The sequence below is a fragment of the Citrobacter sp. Ca225 genome (genome assembly GCF_030337175.1).
Taxonomy (GTDB): domain Bacteria; phylum Pseudomonadota; class Gammaproteobacteria; order Enterobacterales; family Enterobacteriaceae; genus Citrobacter_A; species Citrobacter_A amalonaticus.
The window spans coordinates 1-19,587 of record NZ_JAOWCD010000081.1; the positions used below are offsets into that span (position 1 = coordinate 1).

At 50.1% G+C, this 19,587-nt stretch carries 19 protein-coding genes, 1 tRNA gene and 1 pseudogene; 14 read left to right on the forward strand and 7 right to left on the reverse strand.

Annotated features, from left to right (window positions below):
* Nucleotides 1–32 precede the first annotated feature (32 nt).
* Entirely contained in the window at nucleotides 33–1,001 is a 969-nt protein-coding gene (locus OGW13_RS14880) for an IS5 family transposase (protein WP_000654811.1), read from the forward strand.
* 44 nt (nucleotides 1,002–1,045) lie between these two features.
* Here OGW13_RS14880 and OGW13_RS14885 read toward each other — a convergent pair whose 3' ends face one another.
* From OGW13_RS14885 to OGW13_RS14905, 5 genes are read right to left on the reverse strand one after another with little or no spacing between them, the layout of a single operon-like run.
* Entirely contained in the window at nucleotides 1,046–2,692 is a 1,647-nt protein-coding gene (locus tag OGW13_RS14885) for a hypothetical protein (protein WP_287116251.1), read from the reverse strand.
* 35 nt (nucleotides 2,693–2,727) lie between these two features.
* Nucleotides 2,728–5,643, reverse strand: coding sequence for a type I restriction endonuclease subunit R (locus OGW13_RS14890; RefSeq protein WP_094169384.1), 2,916 nt, complete (start codon nucleotides 5,641–5,643; stop codon nucleotides 2,728–2,730).
* A 56-nt stretch (nucleotides 5,644–5,699) separates the two neighbouring features.
* Nucleotides 5,700–6,869 carry a restriction endonuclease subunit S gene (locus tag OGW13_RS14895; protein ID WP_094169383.1) on the reverse strand — a complete coding sequence of 390 codons (1,170 nt, stop codon included), beginning with the start codon at nucleotides 6,867–6,869 and terminating at the stop codon, nucleotides 5,700–5,702.
* Nucleotides 6,869–8,476 (reverse strand): type I restriction-modification system subunit M, encoded by a 1,608-nt coding sequence (locus OGW13_RS14900; protein ID WP_094169382.1) that lies wholly within the window; start codon nucleotides 8,474–8,476, stop codon nucleotides 6,869–6,871. Before OGW13_RS14900 ends, OGW13_RS14895 begins: the two co-directional genes overlap by 1 nt.
* A gap of 47 nt (nucleotides 8,477–8,523) precedes the next feature.
* Entirely contained in the window at nucleotides 8,524–9,096 is a 573-nt protein-coding gene (locus tag OGW13_RS14905) for a restriction endonuclease subunit S domain-containing protein (RefSeq protein ID WP_094169381.1), read from the reverse strand.
* 471 nt (nucleotides 9,097–9,567) lie between these two features.
* Between OGW13_RS14905 and OGW13_RS14910 the strand changes: the two genes are divergently transcribed.
* From OGW13_RS14910 to OGW13_RS14965, 12 genes and pseudogenes are all read left to right on the forward strand, one after another.
* A complete protein-coding gene (locus tag OGW13_RS14910; RefSeq protein WP_048215512.1) occupies nucleotides 9,568–10,431 on the forward strand; it encodes a GTPase family protein in 864 nt (287 codons plus the stop codon).
* A gap of 91 nt (nucleotides 10,432–10,522) precedes the next feature.
* Complete coding sequence (locus tag OGW13_RS14915) at nucleotides 10,523–11,350, forward strand: DUF932 domain-containing protein (protein WP_054626377.1); 828 nt, start codon at nucleotides 10,523–10,525, stop codon at nucleotides 11,348–11,350.
* A 226-nt stretch (nucleotides 11,351–11,576) separates the two neighbouring features.
* Complete coding sequence (locus OGW13_RS14920) at nucleotides 11,577–12,272, forward strand: hypothetical protein (RefSeq protein ID WP_054626378.1); 696 nt, start codon at nucleotides 11,577–11,579, stop codon at nucleotides 12,270–12,272.
* Nucleotides 12,273–12,309: 37 nt separating this feature from the next.
* Nucleotides 12,310–12,483 (forward strand): annotated as a pseudogene (locus tag OGW13_RS14925) (DUF4339 domain-containing protein); the annotation flags it as partial.
* Between the two features lie 62 nt (nucleotides 12,484–12,545).
* Complete coding sequence (locus OGW13_RS14930) at nucleotides 12,546–13,454, forward strand: Ivy family c-type lysozyme inhibitor (protein WP_064761968.1); 909 nt, start codon at nucleotides 12,546–12,548, stop codon at nucleotides 13,452–13,454.
* 99 nt (nucleotides 13,455–13,553) lie between these two features.
* Nucleotides 13,554–13,793, forward strand: coding sequence for a DUF905 domain-containing protein (locus OGW13_RS14935; protein WP_054626379.1), 240 nt, complete (start codon nucleotides 13,554–13,556; stop codon nucleotides 13,791–13,793).
* Between the two features lie 83 nt (nucleotides 13,794–13,876).
* Entirely contained in the window at nucleotides 13,877–14,335 is a 459-nt protein-coding gene (locus OGW13_RS14940) for an antirestriction protein (RefSeq protein ID WP_128347215.1), read from the forward strand.
* Nucleotides 14,336–14,350: 15 nt separating this feature from the next.
* Entirely contained in the window at nucleotides 14,351–14,827 is a 477-nt protein-coding gene (locus OGW13_RS14945; RefSeq protein WP_046495838.1) for a JAB domain-containing protein, read from the forward strand.
* 8 nt (nucleotides 14,828–14,835) lie between these two features.
* Nucleotides 14,836–15,057, forward strand: a complete 222-nt coding sequence (locus OGW13_RS14950; RefSeq protein WP_000691995.1) for a DUF987 domain-containing protein — start codon at nucleotides 14,836–14,838, stop codon at nucleotides 15,055–15,057.
* Nucleotides 15,058–15,075: 18 nt separating this feature from the next.
* Nucleotides 15,076–15,393 carry a type IV toxin-antitoxin system YeeU family antitoxin gene (locus tag OGW13_RS14955; protein ID WP_046495841.1) on the forward strand — a complete coding sequence of 106 codons (318 nt, stop codon included), beginning with the start codon at nucleotides 15,076–15,078 and terminating at the stop codon, nucleotides 15,391–15,393.
* 20 nt (nucleotides 15,394–15,413) lie between these two features.
* Nucleotides 15,414–15,755: a TA system toxin CbtA family protein gene (locus OGW13_RS14960; protein WP_048215514.1), complete on the forward strand. Its 342-nt coding sequence runs from the start codon at nucleotides 15,414–15,416 to the stop codon at nucleotides 15,753–15,755.
* Nucleotides 15,756–15,870: 115 nt separating this feature from the next.
* Nucleotides 15,871–16,704 carry a DUF4942 domain-containing protein gene (locus OGW13_RS14965; RefSeq protein WP_128347216.1) on the forward strand — a complete coding sequence of 278 codons (834 nt, stop codon included), beginning with the start codon at nucleotides 15,871–15,873 and terminating at the stop codon, nucleotides 16,702–16,704.
* 102 nt (nucleotides 16,705–16,806) lie between these two features.
* On the opposite strand, the gene OGW13_RS14970 is transcribed toward OGW13_RS14965, so the two are convergent.
* Nucleotides 16,807–16,882, reverse strand: a tRNA-Ile gene (locus OGW13_RS14970).
* A 125-nt stretch (nucleotides 16,883–17,007) separates the two neighbouring features.
* On the opposite strand from OGW13_RS14970, the gene mug reads away from it, so the two are divergent.
* Nucleotides 17,008–17,514 carry a G/U mismatch-specific DNA glycosylase gene (gene mug / locus OGW13_RS14975; RefSeq protein WP_042998198.1) on the forward strand — a complete coding sequence of 169 codons (507 nt, stop codon included), beginning with the start codon at nucleotides 17,008–17,010 and terminating at the stop codon, nucleotides 17,512–17,514.
* Nucleotides 17,515–17,561: 47 nt separating this feature from the next.
* Here the strand turns inward: mug and rpoD are convergent, their stop codons facing one another.
* Nucleotides 17,562–19,406 (reverse strand): RNA polymerase sigma factor RpoD, encoded by a 1,845-nt coding sequence (gene rpoD / locus OGW13_RS14980; protein WP_042998197.1) that lies wholly within the window; start codon nucleotides 19,404–19,406, stop codon nucleotides 17,562–17,564.
* Nucleotides 19,407–19,587: the final 181 nt, after the last annotated feature.

A 19,587-nucleotide genomic window follows, 5' to 3' on the forward strand; every position in this document is an offset into this window, starting at 1 on the left:
GGCTTTGTTGAATAAATCGAACTTTTGCTGAGTTGAAGGATCAGATCACGCATCCTCCCGACAACACAGACCATTCCGTGGCAAAGCAAAAGTTCAGAATCACCAACTGGTCCACCTACAACAAAGCTCTCATCAACCGTGGCTCCCTCACTTTCTGGCTGGATGATGAGGCGATTCAGGCCTGGTATGAGTCGGCAACGCCTTCATCACGAGGAAGGCCCCAGCGCTATTCTGATCTCGCCATCACCACCGTTCTGGTGATTAAACGCGTATTCCGGCTGACCCTGCGGGCTGCGCAGGGTTTTATTGATTCCATTTTTGCCCTGATGAACGTTCCGTTGCGCTGCCCGGATTACACCAGTGTCAGTAAGCGGGCAAAGTCGGTTAATGTCAGTTTCAAAACGTCCACCCGGGGTGAAATCGCACACCTGGTGATTGATTCCACCGGGCTGAAGGTCTTTGGTGAAGGCGAATGGAAAGTCAGAAAGCACGGCAAAGAGCGCCGTCGTATCTGGCGAAAGTTGCATCTTGCTGTTGACAGCAACACACATGAAGTTGTCTGTGCAGACCTGTCGCTGAATAACGTCACGGACTCAGAAGCCTTCCCGGGCCTTATCCGGCAGACTCACAGAAAAATCAGGGCAGCCGCGGCAGACGGGGCTTACGATACCCGGCTCTGTCACGATGAACTGCGCCGCAAAAAAATCAGCGCGCTTATTCCTCCCCGAAAAGGAGCAGGTTACTGGCCCGGTGAGTACGCAGACCGCAACCGTGCCGTTGCTAATCAGCGGCTGAGCGGAAGCAATGCACGGTGGAAATGGACAACGGAATATAACCGTCGCTCGATAGCGGAAACGGCAATGTACAGAATGAAGCAGTTGTTGGGAGATTCACTGACGCTGCGTGACTACGATGGTCAGGTAGCGGAAGCTATGGCCATGGTGCGTGCGTTGAACAGGATGACAAAGGCTGGGATGCCAGAAAGCGTGCGTATTGCCTGAAAATCCAGCCAGCTACAGGGTCGTTCGCACGAAATCTTATTTATTCAACAAAGCCCCGTCAATGCACTGATACCTTGTATCCGCTGGTGAAGCTGACGCTCAATTTTGTCAACAACGCTTTCAAACTCCTGATAATTATGAACAATGGTTTGTTGGCGGTGCCTGACGAGTGTTGTGTTACCTTCCGCATGAGTCAAAAGGTGTAACGCTTGCGCACGAACCTTCATTGCCAGGTCCCATTCATGGATTCGCTCATCAAGGATCTTTTGTTGGGTCTGGATCTTATTCGTAATTTCTGAACTGCCAAAGAGCCCACGGTCTTTAAGTGCTGCCACTTTGTCGCCAGTAGCAGTAATATCAGTCAGTAAGTGTGCCTGCAGGGCGGAAAACTGGACTTCAATATCCTCCAGTTTTTGACGTATTGCGGGTGAGCATTGCCCCTCCAGGACCGTGGGGGTAATTTGCTGCAGATACTGTATGGCTCCAATGATCTCTGACTTACGTGCATTGTTCTGGAACGCAGAAACCTCGCGTACTGCTTCAACAATCTCCGTCAATTTTTTACTGATATCAGCCAGGTGCTTTTGCGCTAGCACGGCAGAAGCAACATTCAATAACATTCCGGCGTTAACAAACTGACTGAGTTTGTCAGGATTCAGCAGAACGGCATGTTCTTTGATGCCTTTTTCTCCCAGGCTAAATCCACGGAAACCAGGGCCATCTTTTACACTCGCCAGAGGACCATTAATAATGACCTCCATATATTGATGGCTGGCAACATGTGCAGAGGTCGCTAGTGAGGGTAATGTTTGCAACAGCGGGCTCAGGCGTGAAATACCGGCAATATCCTGTTCCTGCATCGCACCCGTGTTGATACTTTCCGAAGGTGGAATTGTCGCAACCGTAAGCGCAGGTTGGTGAATATCATGCCCAAAACCCCAGCGTTGATCGTATGTGAGAGCAGGCAGCGTGGCAGATGATAGCTGGGTGGCAAGCCGGAACTGGCGGGAGTTTTTTAAGCGAATCCAGGCAATTTGCACCACGCAAGGCAGTGTCACTCGAAACGCAGGGTTTGAGATGTCATAGGCGGTATAAAGACCCGTAATAGCCAGGCCAACCGGCCCGGTTAATACGCCCAAAACGCGCCCGATGCCAAGCCCTGCAATTAAAGGCAGTACTTTGCCTGCGGTCGTTTGTGCAAGACTATTGGCAACGAGTGCCGCTCTCTGCCAGACAGGAATATCCATACTGGCAGAGCCGTTTATGCCCATCTCACGCAGAATCTGGCGGCGCTCATCATCCGACATTTTTTTCCATGACGAGGTAAATACACAGTCAATAATCAGCGCTTCTTTTTCTTCTACCGATGCATCAGCCGGGACTTTCATCTTCAGATGGCTTGCAACGTCATCTACAATTTCGCTGTAGTTGACGCCGTTGCGACGAAACAGATTCACGAACGTATTACCACCGAAATGCTGCAACTCCCGAATAAGCAGACGCAGAGTTTCGTCATCAGGTATATCCTGGCGTTTGGCATCCTGTAATACATTCTTCACACTGTCTGACATGGAAAAACCAAGCTTACCGGTGTTAGTGACATAATCGATCAGCAGATCTATATCGCCTTTGTCTGCGTTCAACAGCAGTTGAACCAACGCGTCATCACCCTGGATATCTATCTCACTCATGAAAATACCTCTCCCATATTCGTCACCAAAATCTTTTAAAACCCGCGCATCCCATTGATAAACGTTTCAATCACATTGCGCACACGGTCGTAGACACGTGCCCGCACGTTCTTGCGTTCCAGAATCTTCGGCGTCCAGGTTAGCGTTTCTGCCACTTCATCCTCTCGCGGCATCACGTCGGTAAAGAGGTAGTTATCCAGTAAGCCGGTCAGTTTGATCGAATCGAGTCGCTCTTCGCTACACAAGGCTGCCAGCGCCTTACCTTTTTCCTGTTCGACATAAGCTTCAAACACCTGAGTGATATCTTCGTCATGCGAGGCATGCAGCAGGCTTTTTTCGATAAAATTATCAATAAGCTCACGTTTACTACGCAGCGTGACGTCGCTGTCGACAATATCCATGATCTTTTTCTTCTGCTCCTGCTGTTCTTTTGGCGGCATCGCCTGAATGCCAGCCAATAGATGCAAAATGTAGCCGACGTTAATTTCGTCGCGATGAATCAGCGAGACTTCAAAATCCACGTCTTCAAGAATCGAGACTTTCTCCTTGCTGGAGTGTTTTTTCACCTTGTCGTGGATATCGAGGTACTTACTGGTGAAATCCGCCAGCGTCTGGTCCGATAGCGGTTTAGCCGCATCATCAAAATCGGCAAAGCTTTCGAGAATGTTTTTCAAACGCATCACATCGCGGAATGCCGTTACAAACGCCAGCTGTGCTTCCTCATCTGGCAAATCGTCCACGCTTTCCACCGTTGGCGTCAGCGTTAACAAGCGATCGACAGCGTTCTGATAATCCCCGAAGTACTCCTCAAAGGGTTTGACCAGCACCGTAGAAGAGGCATCTTTGTTCGAGAACAAGGCAATAGCATCGTCGGTGGCTTTCTTCAGATTGCGGAAGCAGACGATATTCCCGTGGCTTTTCTTCTCGTTGAGAATGCGATTGGTGCGGGAAAACGCCTGTACCAGGCCGTGAAAACGCAGGTTTTTATCGACGTAGAGCGTGTTCAGCGCCGGGCTGTCGAAGCCGGTGAGGAACATATTCACCACCAGCAGAATATCGATGCCTTTCTCTTTGGTGCGCTGGGCAATATTTTTGTAGTAATTGTAAAAGCTCTTTGAGTCATTGGCCGAGTAGCTGGTGCCATACAGCTCGTTATAATCCTCGATAAAGCTATCCAGATGATCGCGACTTGAAGTGTCAACTTTCGCCCCCTGCGGCAGGCTAATATCCTCTTCATCCAGGAGGCCGTTTACCGTCTCTTTATCACTTTTGTCCGCTTCATTGGCGGCGTAGGTGAAGATGGTGGCAATCTTTAACGGCTTGTAGTTGGCATCCGCCGCCTGCAGTGCGGCCTGCTTTTCTTTAAAGAGTTTGTAGTAAGTGATCAGCATATCGACTGACCCGACGCAGAACATCGCGGTGAACTCGCGATTGCGGGTCTTGGCGTTATGGTGGGCAAGGATGTAGTCGGTCACTTTGCCCAACCGGATGTCGCTTTCCATCACCTCTTTGGTGTCGATATCCTCCACATCGATATCGATCTCATTGCTGCTTTCTTTGCGCTTGTAAGTACCGACATATTCCACGGCAAAGCGCAGAACGTTTTCATCCCGGATGGCGTCGACAATCACGTATTTATGCAGGCATTTATCGAACAACAGTTCGGTGGTCTGTTTGACACCATTGGTGATATTGACGTTATCGGCAAAGATTGGTGTCCCGGTAAAACCAAACAGCTGTGCGTTCTCGAAGAAGTTCACGATCGCTTTATGCGTATCACCGAATTGGCTACGGTGGCACTCATCGAAGATAAAGACGATGCGCTCTTTGCGCAGGTGTGCGAGCTGCGCTTTATACCCTTCATGGGTGATGGCGTTGTTCAGCTTCTGAATGGTGGTCAGGGTCAGTTTGGTGCTGCTTTGCTTGAGATGTTTTATCAGCGTACTGGTGTTGTTGGTGGTGTCCACGCTGTCTTTTGCAAAGCCGTTGAACTCTTTCGCCGTCTGATAATCCAGATCCCGGCGATCGACCACAAAAATGACCCGATCCACTTCCGGCATCTCCATGATCACCTGGCTGGCTTTAAACGAGGTCAGCGTTTTACCGGAGCCGGTGGTATGCCAGATATAGCCGTTCTCCGGCCGACCTTGCTTGTGGAGATTTTCCTTCACATGGCGGATCATCGCCTCACAGGCGTAAAACTGGTAAGGACGCATCACCATCAGGCACTTACGGGTTTCGTTCAGCACCGTGTAGTGGGTGATCATTTTGGCGATGTGACAGACCTTCAGAAATGCGTCGGTGAATTTCTCCAGCGCTTTGAGCGGGTTATTATTTTCATCGGTCCAGAAGAAGGTCTGCTCGAAATGGTTGGCGCGGTTATTGGCGTAGTATTTGGTGTCCACGCCGTTGCTGATAATAAAGATCTGCACATACTGGAACAGACCACTGCCTACCCAGAACGCGTCCCGATGGTAACGATCGATCTGATTAAAGGCCTCTTTCAGCCCCAGGCCGCGACGCTTAAGTTCAATCTGCACCAGCGGCAGGCCGTTGATCAACAGCGTGACGTCGAAGCGGGTTTTACGCGTATTTTGCTCGGCATTGAACTGCTTCACCTGGCTCGTCACCTGAAACTCGTTCTGGCACCACTCCTCTTTATTGATAAAGCTGAGCCACTTCTCAGTGCCGTCATCACGCAATAACTGGTAGCGATCGCGCAGAATCTTAGCGCGATCGATAACTTCATTACCTTTTGTCAGGTGCAAGAAAATACGGTTAAATTCGCCGTCCGTGAGTGGCGCAGATTCCAGTCGGTTATGGATTTCAATCTGCTTTCGCAGATTGGCTTTCATACTGGTTTCGTCGGTGACATTCACCCGTTCGTAGTGCATGCCCACCAGTTGTTCCACCAGTTGCGTTTCTAACTCGTATTCGCTTTGCGTTGCCATCAATATTTAGTGCCTTCTGATTAGATAAAGCCCGATGCTGACCGGGCTAACATTTTCTAAATGAACATCTGCTGAAGCAGGCCTTGCTTCCAAGATTTTAATTTATTAATTTCTTGCCTATTAGCTGAAATTCGACTTTCCATAGCAAGAAATAATTCTGATATTTTTTTTTGTTCATTAGGGCTTGGTATTAGGAAATTCATTTTTTTTAAATCAGTAATAGATAATACTAATTGTGATGAACCTACGGCGTAAGCCCGGAATATATGCTTGTAGTAATTAAACATTATGGTGTAAAAATAATTATCACCATATTCAAAGTTAAATACAGGGTAATATACGCTTATGCATCCAGTAGTATTCAATCTGTTCTGGTTGAAGAAAAATAAACCATCATCACTTCTTGATCTATAAGTTATATAACCACGCGGGATAATATTAAAACCTAAGTTACTTCTTTCGGTTAACCTATTATCTCTATAATATTCTTTTTGCAAAACCAATCCAGACCGGGAAGATGTCATTACAGGCCATTCATCTTCAAGAGTCGTTTTACATTTATACTCTGATAGTAAAGAACCTATTTTTTTATTCTCCCACTTAGGGAAGTTCGAGCCATCTTTATCTTTAAATCGTAATTCTTGTCTGAAAATTTTCTGCATAATACCGGTTCTGTACTGGTGCAGCATATTATGCTCTTTGTTCAATAAATTTATTTTTTTGTCAACAGCAGACAAAAAACTTGCGATTTTTTTTTGTTCTTCGAGAACAGGGAATGTTGCGTGCCAGTCACATAATTTTTTAAAGTAAAGTCGAGTTCTGGTTCCCCCAGCTTTTTGCTGAATCGCAAATGCTTTGAACTCGTTTGTGTAGTTTAACTTTGAAATAAGAAAATAATCATCCAAACCTTTCCCTTTAAAAACGGGATATTCTTTGCTAATTGCAATTTCCGGGAGTTTATCATTAAGATTAAAGTGGAATGTGTTATCGTCACTCATATGCCGATAAGTGATATATCCGTATGGAACTACGCCATATTCTCCATCATTCTGAAGTTCTCGGTCAGCGAAATATTCCGCTTGAGGTTTTAATCCTTGGCGAGAAGATGAATAAATGGGGATATTAGTTTCAGAAGAAACTCTCTTCTGAAAACTCTGCACATAATCGCCTAAGCGAAGTTTTTTCCATTCTTGCGAAAACTCGCTGAAACGTAGTTTGGGCATCATCAATTATTTCCCTCCATCACTGTAAATGGAGTTTCTATTCCTAATTCTTTGCAGAACCCAGCAATAATTTCATCGACTTCCGATACTTTACCTTCCAGATTGCGAATTTCCTTTGCTAATGCATTCAGATCGATCTCATCTTCTGCTTCAAAAGTATTTACATAACGTGGAATATTAAGATTGTAATCGTTAGCGCGAATATCTTCAATTGTCGCGGCGTGGCTGTACTTCTCAATATTTTTCCAGTCGTTGTAGGTATCGGCAATTTTGTCTATATGTGTAGACAGTAGCCTGTTCTGGTTTTTTGCTTTTTCAAACTCATTACTGGCGTCAATAATTAAAATGCTATCGTTGTGCTTACGGCATCTACGCAGCACTAGTACGCAAGTAGCTATCGGCGTTCCATAGAAAATATTTGCGGGTAAGCCGATAACCGCATCGATGCAGTTTAGCTTCTCAATCATAAACTGACGGATATGACCTTCGGCGGCTCCTCGGAACAGCACGCCGTGAGGCAATACCACCGCCATGGTGCCGTCATCTTCCAGGTGATGGAACATATGCTGTACAAACGCCATATCCGCTTTGCTGGAAGGGGCCAGTTTGCCGTACTGGGCAAAGCGGTCATCGTTCATAAACAGCGGGCTGGCGCTCCACTTGGCGGAGAACGGTGGGTTAGCAACGATAGCGTCAAATTTCAGATGCGTATGCTGCGGGTGCTCCAGCGTATCTTCCTGAATGATCTCAAAATCCGCATAGTGTACCCCGTGCAGGATCATGTTCATACGTGCCAGGTTATAGGTAGTACGGTTCATCTCCTGACCGTAGATTTTACCTACCGACGAGGCTTCACGTTTTACGCGCAGCAGCAATGAACCCGAGCCACAGGTAGGATCGTAGACGTTTTTCAGCTTCAATTTGTGGGTGGTGACGATTTTAGCCAGCAGGGTGGAAACCGGCTGTGGGGTATAGAACTCCCCGGCTTTCTTACCTGCGCCTGAGGCGAACTGGCCGATCAGGTACTCGTAGGCATCCCCCAGAATGTCGGAACTCGCTTCGCTCAGGTTAAAGCTCAGTTTGTCGAGTTCAGTGACGACTTTGCCGATCAATTCGTTTTTTGCTTTCGCCGTGTTACCGAGCTTGCTGGAGCCTAAATCAAGATCTTCAAACAGGTTGCTGAAGTCATCCGCGGAGTCGGTACCCAGCGTGCTCTGTTCAATGCTGCGTAGGGTAGTCGCGAGGTCTTCCAGAATAAAGCCGGTACCTGTGCCTTTGGGGTCTTTAGCCACACGTTCTGCCATGGTGTGGAACAGATCCGTTGGCGGCAGGAAATAGCCTAAGGTCTGGACACTGTCCTCTTTTACCGCATCAACGATATCCTGATAAGCGGGATGTTCCGCAGTCAGTTCGTTGTACTGAATGCTATCTTCCGCCAGAATTTTGTTCGCATACGCGACAAATTTTTCTGACAGGTATTTGTAGAAGATAAAACCTAGGCAGTAGTCGCGGAATTCATCGGCATTCATCTTACCGCGCAGGGTATCGGCGATATTCCACAGGCGGCCTTGCAGTTCACTTAAATTTTGCGCTTCAATCTGGGGAGACATAGTTGTTCCTGTTGTTTTTCTTCGTCACGAAAGAGTGACGTAATAAGTCAAATCATACCACCGAGCAGGCTCAGGATCTGTTGTTCACTCAGGGCGGCAATTCGCTGCTGATAAAAGCGTTTTTCTCGCGCCGCCAGATAGAGCCCTCCCATCGCTTTTTGCTGTGCGAGTGGCGGGAGGGTAACGGTAAAATTTTTCAGTTCATTAACCGCGATACGCTGTACGACGGTAGAACCCTGGGTGGTCTGAATCCGCTGACGTCGTCCCTCCGGGCTTTCATTGAAATGCCAGAGGAACCACGCGGCATCAATCCGACTGGTATCAACATCCACTTTGACGTAGTTATTACCTAAAATACGTCCGGCATTTTCGGTGCTCACGCGAACCGCCTTGCCATGAATCAAGCTGATGACAACATCTCCTTTCTGCGCCAGCACAACATCCTGATGCGTTTTCACCCACTGTTCTTTCTCGGCTGACACAATAGCTGACTGCCAGTCATCTACCAGAAACTGTTCGGTCGCATAGAAACGAAATGCGGACCCATCTGCGCTTTCCTGGATACGGCTGATGTGCGAGCCTGCCGTAAACGTAGCTATTTCCTTGTAGGTGAGCAGCATTCAAACTCCGAATAAAGATAAATTACATATGCTTTGTGCGGTGTAGCATACTCATGCCGAATAGATTAAATCAAGTAATTTATATTTATTACACGCGATCGTGATCAAATTTTTTCTGGTAAGAATAGCGTTATATAGTGCTCAGATATCAGGTTGAACACTAAAAAAATCATTCATAACTTCAAGTTTTAAAGCATGAGAACTGACCTGCTCCCCGTTGATTAGTACACCCCGATGTTAGTAATGTCTTCATAAGCCACATGAGGACATCCCCATGAAGAAGCGTTTTTCCGACGAACAGATCATCAGTATTCTCCGCGAAGCCGAAGCTGGGGTATAGCCCTGGTTTTGTTAATAAGACACCTGCACTCTAAAATTTTTCAGACATATATCATTTCCATGAACGCAACATCATTACGGCGAATTCCTCAAGGATTCGCCTTTTTTGTTTTATTTGTCTCAGGAGATGTCATGAGAAATCGGGAAGGCTTGCATTCGCTGCAGAACTCACTTTCTGGGTTACCGCAATGGGTGTCTGAACGCATTTTGCACCAGGTAAGCCAGTTAACCAGTTATGAACCAATGATCGGCATTATGGGCAAAACCGGGGCTGGTAAATCCAGTCTGTGCAATGCTCTGTTTGCCGGTGAGGTATCGCCGGTCAGCGATGTAGCAGCCTGTACCCGTGAGCCACTGCGTTTTCGTTTTCAGGTTGGAGGGCGGTTTATGACACTAGTGGATTTGCCTGGTGTCGGGGAAAGTGGCGCACGTGATACCGAATATGCTGCTCTTTACCGTGAACAGCTTCCTCGCCTCGACTTGGTACTGTGGTTGATCAAGGCTGATGACCGGGCGCTGTCAGTGGATGAGCACTTTTATCACAAGGTGATTGGCGAGGCATACCGGCATAAGGTGCTGTTTGTTATCAGCCAGTCGGACAAGGCTGAACCCACCAGCAGAGGAGAACGATTATCCACAGAACAGAAACAAAACATCAGCCGTAAAATCTGCCTATTGCATGAGTTGTTCCAGCCCGTGCATCCGGTGTGTGCCATTTCAGTTCGGGCTAAGTGGGGACTGCGGGTGATGGCCGAGCGGATGATTAAGTGCCTGCCGCGTGAGGCCAGCAGCCCGGTGGTGTCGCAACTGAAGCCCTCCTTTCGCACACCGACAGTCCAGAAAAAAGCGCGTGACGATTTTGGTGAAACGATCGGCACGGCGCTGGATGCGGTAAGTGCCCTGCCGTTGATACCGGCTCCGGTGAGGGCAGTCATACGCGCGGTGCGCGATACCGTGGTGTCGGTTGCCCGGGCCGTCTGGAATTTCTTCTTCTGAACGTTTAACGATTGTCTGTTCTTTCCCGAGCCCTGTCGCCTGTGCGACAGGGCTTTCTTTTATTTGTTTTTCCGTTATGAGGAGTCTGCTTATGACCCGTCTGGCTTCGCGCTTTGGCGCTGCAAACCTTATTCGTCGCGACCGCCCGTTAACCCGCGAAGAGCTGTTTCGCGTGGTGCCCAGCGTGTTCAGCGAGGATAAACACGAATCCCGCAGTGAACGTTATACCTATATTCCGACCATCTCCCTGCTGGACAGCCTGCAGCGCGAAGGCTTTCAGCCATTCTTTGCCTGTCAGACCCGGGTACGTGACCCGGGTCGTCGTGAACATACAAAGCATATGTTGCGTTTGCGTCGGGAGGGACAGATTACCGGTAAACAGGTCCCGGAAATCATTCTGCTCAACTCGCATGACGGCACAAGTTCGTATCAGATGCTGCCGGGATTATTCCGTGCAGTGTGCCAGAACGGGCTCGTCTGCGGTGAGTCTTTTGGTGAGGTGCGGGTGCCGCACAAAGGAGATGTGGTGAGTCAGGTGATTGAAGGGGCGTATGAAGTGCTGGGGATTTTTGACCGTGTGGAAGAAAAGCGAGATGCCATGCAGTCGCTGATGCTGCCGCCACCTGCTCAGCAGGCTCTGGCACAGGCCGCGCTGACGTACCGCTTTGGTGAGGACCACCAGCCGGTTGCCCCGTCACAAATACTTTCCCCACGCCGCTGGCAGGATGAGAGTAATGACCTGTGGACCACCTACCAGCGTATTCAGGAGAACCTGATAAAAGGCGGGCTTAGCGGACGTAGTGTAAAAGGCGTGCGAACGCATACCCGTGCCGTGCGCGGCATTGACGGAGATGTGAAGCTTAACCGGGCACTGTGGGTGATGGCGGAAGCCATGCTCAGTGGTTTCCGGCCTGCGTGAGTTCACATTTTACCTCTGGCATGGTTATTAAAATGTGAATAAATGACACACCCTGTCATTTCGGGTGCACAGAACTTGCCGGTTAAATCATCAGAAATCCGCGCAGGTCTGATAATCACGGGCTTCATGCGCTTCCCAAATTAATTCCCGTCGTGGACATATCCTGTCAACCCTCTCCTTTAGAATCTTATTTCTTTCAGTCAGTTAACCATGCGGAGGAGCCTCCATGCCACTGACAGAGCGCCGCTACGACAGGCTGGCGGTCAGGCTGTCGCTGATTATCAGCCGTCTTGTGGCGGGTGAAACGTTAGAGATGCAAAAACTGGCGACCGAGTTTGATGTGTCGGTCCGTACCCTGTACCGGGATTTTCGCGAACGACTGATGTACCTGGACCTCGAATGTCATCAGGGATGCTATCGCCTGCGGACCGGTGCAGGTCCGCAGGGTGAACTGGATGTGCTGACTTTTGCATACCGGGCCGGGCTGGCCGATATCTTTCCGGGGCTGGACCGGCGTCTGGCGGGCGCACTGCTGGCATCGGATGGAACCCCTTGCCTGGTGTGGCAGTCACCACAGCCGATAACGACCACCAGCCCGCTGGTATTTTATCGACTGGTCAGCGCCATCACCGGCAGCCAGCGTGTATTGCTGCTCGCGGACGGTGAACGTTGTGACGGACTGGCCCCGTACCGTCTGATATTTCTCGACGGCTGCTGGTACCTCACCGGTGAACTTAACGGGCATATAACCGTGCATCCTCTGGCGACCATCCATGCAGTGACAATCCTGAACACCACTTTTACCCCTCGAAAACGACTCAGCCTGTTAACCACTCAGGCAGGCTTTATCCGGGCACTTCCTCACTTCAGCTGTATCCGTGAAGTTTTGTCACAGGCTGCCGATAACGGGGGATCGGGATGAGCTTTGGTTTAATGACCTCTGTTAACAAGGAAAAACAATGATATGGCATTACGAGATAAATGGCGTACGTCACGACAATGTGACCGAAGACGACATCACCGGCCTGATTGTTCACGGTGAACTGACTGCCGCCACTCTGGTTTGGCGACAGGGAATGACGGAGTGGCAACCGGTCTCCGCCACCCCACTAGCTTCGGTGCTACTTCAGAGCGCCATACGCGAGCATACGCCCACAGCCCCTGACGCATCAGGGGCTTTATAAGGAGTCTTATAATGAAAAGAAAATCTTTCTCTGCAAATGTGAAATGGAGTTGGTTGGCATTGTCTGTGGCACTGATGGCCCCGACTGTAGTCCAGGCAACCGCAAAAACGGCGGTAGAAGCCAAGAACTGTCAGTCAGAAAACAATACCTGCCCATATCCTTTCGACCTGTACAAAACCGACCCAGCGTACAAAAAGTCGTTTGATGAGACCATGAATCAGAATGGTTTACCGGCGATGCTCGACGAGATGAATGGTCCAGCGGGTCCGATGGAACCAGTAAAAATTGACGGTAAAGTCTACCTGAAAGGTTTTATGTGTGAAGACGGTAACTGTGGTAACCACAATCTGACATTCTTGTACCAGCCTGACCTCCATAACTTCGTGGGCTTCTACAGCAACGGTAAAGATGGGCAATGGGTTAACACCCCAAGTGATGGTGAGCTGAAAGTATTACGTGCATTAGTCAATGGGACTGCGGAACCAACACACACGCCAACCGCCACTACCACGTCCAATGATGCACCACCAGCGAATACCATCTGGGAATTTACCGGGGGTAACGGTGACACTCTGTGGAACATGTGCGGCGGTAAACATAACAGTTGTGTGATTGTTGGTAATACCAAACACGTGGCCGCCGTGTTAAATCACAAATCTGCAAGTGGGTGTTCATTAGGTGATTTTTACATCATTGACAGGGATGACCGTTCCTGGCAACAGCGAGATACTGGAACCTGTAGTCCAAATGCTTGGGTGCGCAAAGGCTCCATTAAAGGTGGTCAATATCTGTCTGTTGACATCGGCGTCGGTGATGAAACTGTTATCCAGTACCCTATCGGTTACTGGTCAGACATGAAAGAGTTTTCCGGCCCGAACCGACCATCCTGGGAAAAAGCAAAACAAGCTGCTAAGCAGTAGTGTTATCGTTACGACACGAAACATACCCTATTTTTCCTTCCTCTCTTTCAGTCCCCTGTCGCTTTTGCGACAGGGGATTTTGCTTTTAAGGTACACCGAATGTCTGAACCTAAATGGTTACCACCGGGACCTTTCATCCGACAGCAGGCCGAAGCGATTACCCGCCGATATCACAACATCGCCATTGAAGACGACCAGGACAGTCACTTCCGTCTGGTGGTTCGCGACCCCGAAGGCCGGATGGTCTGGCGGGCGTGGAACTTTGAACCGGATGCCGGTACGGCCCTCAACCGGTATATCGGGCAGGATGGCATTTGCAGAGCATTATCCACCGACTGACTGCAGTCATTTTTCAGACCCTGATTACCCCACCTCATACGCCAGCCATCGCCGCTGGCGTTTTTTATTGACGGAGAAACCCTATGACAACACAGACACAGCACGAGTTTGTTCCCGCTAACGAACCGCAGTTCACCCTCAGTGCCACGCTGGTACCCGACGAACAGCGTATCAACTTCTGGCCACTGCACTTTGGCGCTATCCCGCAGTGGATAACGCTGGAACCCCGTATTTTCGCCTGGATGGATCGCTTCTGTTCGACCTACAGCGGTGGTATCTGGTCCTTTTACACCCTCAGCAATGGCGGGGCGTTTATGGCTCCCGAGTCTGACAATGATGAGATATGGCGTCTGTTTAATTGCCTGAACGGCAACGATGCCCAAATGAGTGCAGAAGCCGCAGGTATTGCTGTCTGCCTGATTGCGTACAGCCATCACGCCTGTCGCACCCAATGCGATGCCATGACTGAACACTATTACCGCCTGCGGGACTACGCCCTGCAGCATCCAGAGGCCCACGCCATTCTGCGTATTATCGACTGACCGAAGGAGCAACAGATGAAACAGCTTTCCTTTTTACCCGGCGAGATGACGCCACAGGACCGGCGTCTCATTCAGCGGGCGCTCAGGGCTCTGGACCGCCACCTGCATGAGCCCGGCGTGGCCTTCACCTCTACCCACGCCGTACGTGAATGGCTGCGACTGCATATGGCCGCGCTTGAGCGGGAAGAGTTCCGTGTGTTGTATCTGGACAACCAGAATCAGTTGATTGCCCATGAGACGCTCTTCACAGGCACGATTAACCGTACCGAGGTGCATCCCCGGGAAGTGGTAAAACGTGCCCTATACTTCAACGCGGCGGCGGTGATACTCGCGCACAACCATCCCTCTGGTGAGACAACACCCAGCCAGGCTGACAAAACCCTCACGCAGCGACTGGTGCAGGTGCTTCAGCTGGTGGATATCCGCGTCCCTGACCACTTGATTGTCGGCGGCAGGCAAATCTATTCGTTCGCAGAACACGGTCTGCTGTGAGGTATGACATGAAAATTATCAGTAAACGCCGGGCAATGACGATATACCGCCAGCATCCTGAGTCCCGAATCTTTCGCTACTGCACCGGAAAATATCAGTGGCACGGTAGCGTCTGCCATTACACCGGCAGGGACGTTCCGGATATCACAGGAGTCCTGGCTGTGTACGCCGAACGCCGCCAGGACCGCAACGGGCCTTATGCCTGCCTGATGAGCATCACCCTAAACTGACAATAGTGGAGAACTGTAATGAGCAACATCACTTGGGGCTTGCAGCGCGATATCACGCCGCGCCTGGGAACACGTCTGGTGCAGGAGGGCAACCGGCTGCACTACCTAGCTGACCGGGCCAGTATCACCGGTAAGTTCAGTGACGCCGAATGCCAGAAGCTGGATGAAACATTCCCGCACTTTATCAGCCAGATGGAATCGATGCTGACCTCCGGTGAACTGAATCCCCTACACGTTCATTGCGTCACCCTGTACCACACCGGTTTTACCTGCGAAGCCGACACCCTCGGCAGTTGCGGCTACGTATACATCGCCATTTACCCCACTAAGCGCTAATTACTTTCACGAGAGCAAGCATGAAACCTCAATCTGCAGCAACTTCGCGGGCGGTAAAACCCTGCCTGTCACCCGTGGCTATCTGGCAAATTCTACTGACACGCCTGCTGGAACAACACTACGGCCTGACCCTGAACGACACGCCGTTCAGGGATGAATCCGTTATACAGGAACATATCGATGCAGGTATCACGCTGGCCAATGCCGTTAACTTTCTGGTGGAAAAATACGAGCTTGTTCGTATCGATCGCAGAAGGTTTAGTTGGCAGGAACAATCACCTTATCTTCGGGCAGCAGATATTCTGCGAGCACGGCAGGCAACTGGCTTGTTGCGGCAAAGCCGTAACAACGTAGTACGGTGAATATTGCGTACAACCTTCCTGATTTAAATTTCTGAGCTTTCTCCCTTGTTTACATATTGCATAATGCGCCTGCCATTACCCGGCGGGCGCGTTTGCTTTTTAAGGACAAAATGTCATGCAAACTAAAGCTGAAGTATTAACCGATCATAGCGAGCTGATTTGCTCGACCAGTATTGAACGCATAGTGACTGGCCGCGATGCCGCACTGAAACAGATAGAACAACTCATTCAGCAGCTTGATTCGATTTCACGACTAACCGCAGAAATTGGCGGTGGTACAGCGCAAGATTGGGCGATGAAAGCCGGGCACCGTTACGACAGCTGGATGACCGAAAAGGTAGATAAAGCGCTGCCTGCCGTCACACGCAATATTGACCGTAGTATCTGGCGAGACTTGATGTTGAAGTCTGGCATGATGGCCTTGATGGATGCTCAGGCCCGTGACCAGTGGCATAAGAACCTGGAGGAGGGGGATCTGCCTGCCATCAGCGAGGCGAATATCCTCAGTACTTTTGAGCAGCTACATCGGAACAAAATGGATGTATTTGAGCGTGGGATTATCAATGTCTTTAAAGGGCTGTCGTGGGATTACAAAACCAATAGTCCCTGCCGCTTTGGTAAAAAGATCATCGTCAACAATCTGGTGACGCATAGCCGCTGGGGCTTTAGCTTAAACTGGGGCTGGCGGAGGGATCAACTAGCGGACCTGGAGAGAATGTTGTTTCTGCTCGATGGTAAACCGATACCTGACAATCGTGGCGATGTTACTACTCGATTGATGGAGCATATTCGGGACAACTCTTCGAAGGATGTTTACGAAGATGATTTCTTCAGTATCCGTTACTTTCAGAAGGGAACAGCGCACATCACTTTTAAGCGGTACGATCTGACAGAAAAGATGAATGATATCGTGGCGAAGCACTATCCGGGGATGCTGGCAGCGAGATGAAGAGGGCAGGGAGGCAATTCCTTACCTGACCCATTACCTGACCCGATTCGTATAAAACGAAAAAGGAGTCAGACGATTTCTCATCTAACTCCTTGTTTTATTTGGTGGCCCCTGCTGGACTTGAACCAGCGACCAAGCGATTATGAGTCGCCTGCTCTAACCACTGAGCTAAGGGGCCGTGGCGGTGAATTATAAAGTAACTCCTGCGCGCAATCCAGCCATAACCGTACGTATGCTGTTTTATTAAACAACGTATTTTCAATCCGTTATACTTTTCTCATGACGTATCGTTGTGAGGTATTCATGGTAAAAGATATTTTAGCGCCGGGGCTGCGGGTCGTGTTCTGCGGCATCAATCCGGGGCTCTCTTCTGCCGGGACGGGGTTTCCGTTTGCGCATCCGGCAAACCGTTTCTGGAAAGTGATTCATCAGGCCGGTTTTACCGATCGCCAACTCAAACCGGAAGAAGCAGAACACTTGCTGGATTTTCGCTGTGGTGTGACCAAACTGGTCGACAGACCGACGGTGCAGGCTAATGAGGTTTCGCGTAAAGAACTGCATGATGGTGGGCGTCAACTGATTGCCAAAATTGAAGATTATCAACCGCATGCCCTGGCGATATTAGGTAAGCAGGCGTTTGAACAAGGCTTCAGCCAGCGCGGCGTAGAGTGGGGAAAGCAGAGCATAACGATTGGCGCAACGCAGGTGTGGGTGTTGCCGAATACCAGCGGACTGAGCCGTATTACCCTGGATAAACTGGTGGAAGCCTTCAGGGAACTGGATGAGGCGCTGATCGTGCGCGGAATGTAAAAAAAACGCCACCGGGAAGGTGGCGTTTGCAGTTTATGTGACGGGATTTAATCGTCCAGGAAGCTACGCAGGACTTCAGAACGGCTCGGGTGACGCAGTTTACGCAGTGCCTTCGCTTCGATCTGACGGATACGTTCGCGGGTCACGTCGAACTGTTTACCTACTTCTTCCAGCGTGTGGTCGGTGTTCATATCGATACCGAAACGCATACGCAGGACTTTCGCTTCACGCGCGGTCAAACCGGCCAGTACGTCGTGTGTTGCTGCACGCAGGCTTTCGGTGGTCGCAGAATCCAGCGGCAGCTCGAGGGTAGTATCCTCGATGAAATCACCCAGATGCGAATCTTCATCGTCACCGATCGGGGTTTCCATGGAGATCGGCTCTTTAGCGATCTTCAGCACTTTACGGATCTTGTCTTCCGGCATCAGCATGCGCTCGGCCAGCTCTTCCGGCGTCGGCTCGCGACCCATCTCTTGCAGCATCTGGCGAGAGATACGGTTGAGTTTGTTGATTGTCTCAATCATATGCACCGGAATACGGATGGTGCGCGCCTGATCCGCGATAGAGCGGGTGATCGCCTGACGGATCCACCAGGTTGCGTAGGTGGAGAACTTGTAACCACGACGGTATTCGAACTTATCGACCGCTTTCATCAGACCGATGTTGCCTTCCTGAATCAGATCCAGGAACTGCAGACCACGGTTGGTGTATTTCTTGGCGATAGAGATAACCAGACGTAAGTTGGCTTCAACCATCTCTTTCTTCGCACGACGCGCTTTCGCTTCGCCGATGGACATACGACGGTTGATGTCTTTGACCTGCTCGATAGTCAGGCCGGTCTCTTCTTCAATCTGTTGCAGTTTCTGCAGGCCACGGTGAACGTCATCGGCCACATCGTGCAGTTTTTCGGACCACGGTTTGTTCATCGCGATAGCCGCGTTGAACCAGGTTTCACTGGTTTCGTTGCCGGTGAACAGGGTGATGAAGTTCTTCTTCGGCATTTTGCACTGCTCAACGCAGAGCTTCATGATCAGACGTTCCTGGGTACGAACCCTGTCCATCATGACGCGCATGCTGTTCACCAGGTAGTCGAACTGCTTCGGCACCAGACGGAACTGTTTGAACACTTCAGACAGCTTCAGGATCTCGGCCTGAGCATCGGCGTGGCTACGACCTTTCGCTTTGATGGTGTCACGCGTGACTTCGTACTGCGTACGCAGTTCACCGAACTTCTCGCGCGCCAGCTCAGGGTCGATGCTGTTGTCGTCATCGCTGCTGTCGTCGTCTTCTTCCTCGTCTTCGTCCTCGTCGTCATCCAGGTCTTCCTGAGACAACTCAGAGCCGACGTGAGTGGCGGTCGGCGCCAAATCTTCTTCCGCGTTCGGATCGACAAAACCAGTGATCAGATCGGACAGACGGGCTTCTTCAGCTTCAACACGATCGTACTGCTCAAGCAGATAGGTAATGGCTTCTGGATATTCGGCAACGGAGCACTGAACCTGGTTGATCCCGTCTTCGATGCGTTTCGCAATATCGATTTCGCCTTCGCGGGTCAACAGTTCAACGGTACCCATTTCACGCATGTACATGCGAACCGGGTCAGTGGTACGACCGATTTCAGACTCTACGCTGGACAGAACTTGCGCGGCCGCTTCTTCCGCGTCTTCGTCGGTACTGGTGGTGTTTTCAGCAAGTAGCAGATCATCGGCATCCGGTGCTTCTTCCATCACCTGAATACCCATGTCGTTGATCATTTGGATGATATCTTCAATCTGATCTGAATCGACGATATCTTCCGGCAGATGGTCATTGACCTCGGCATAGGTCAGATAGCCTTGCTCCTTACCACGGGTGACAAGAAGCTTCAGCTGTGACTGCGGGTTTTGCTCCATAAGACGGTATCCACACTTAATTCGTTTGATTAGCGTCAGCAAGCCGTTGCTGCCAACATTTAAAGCGAGGGCGTACTTATATTTGTGCCGCTGCCTCTCAGTGCGGCTGTCGGGGGCTTCCCGATCGCTATTCGGCACTTAAGCCGTTAAATAGTTCACCCTTCAAGTTGTCTCTGCGCTA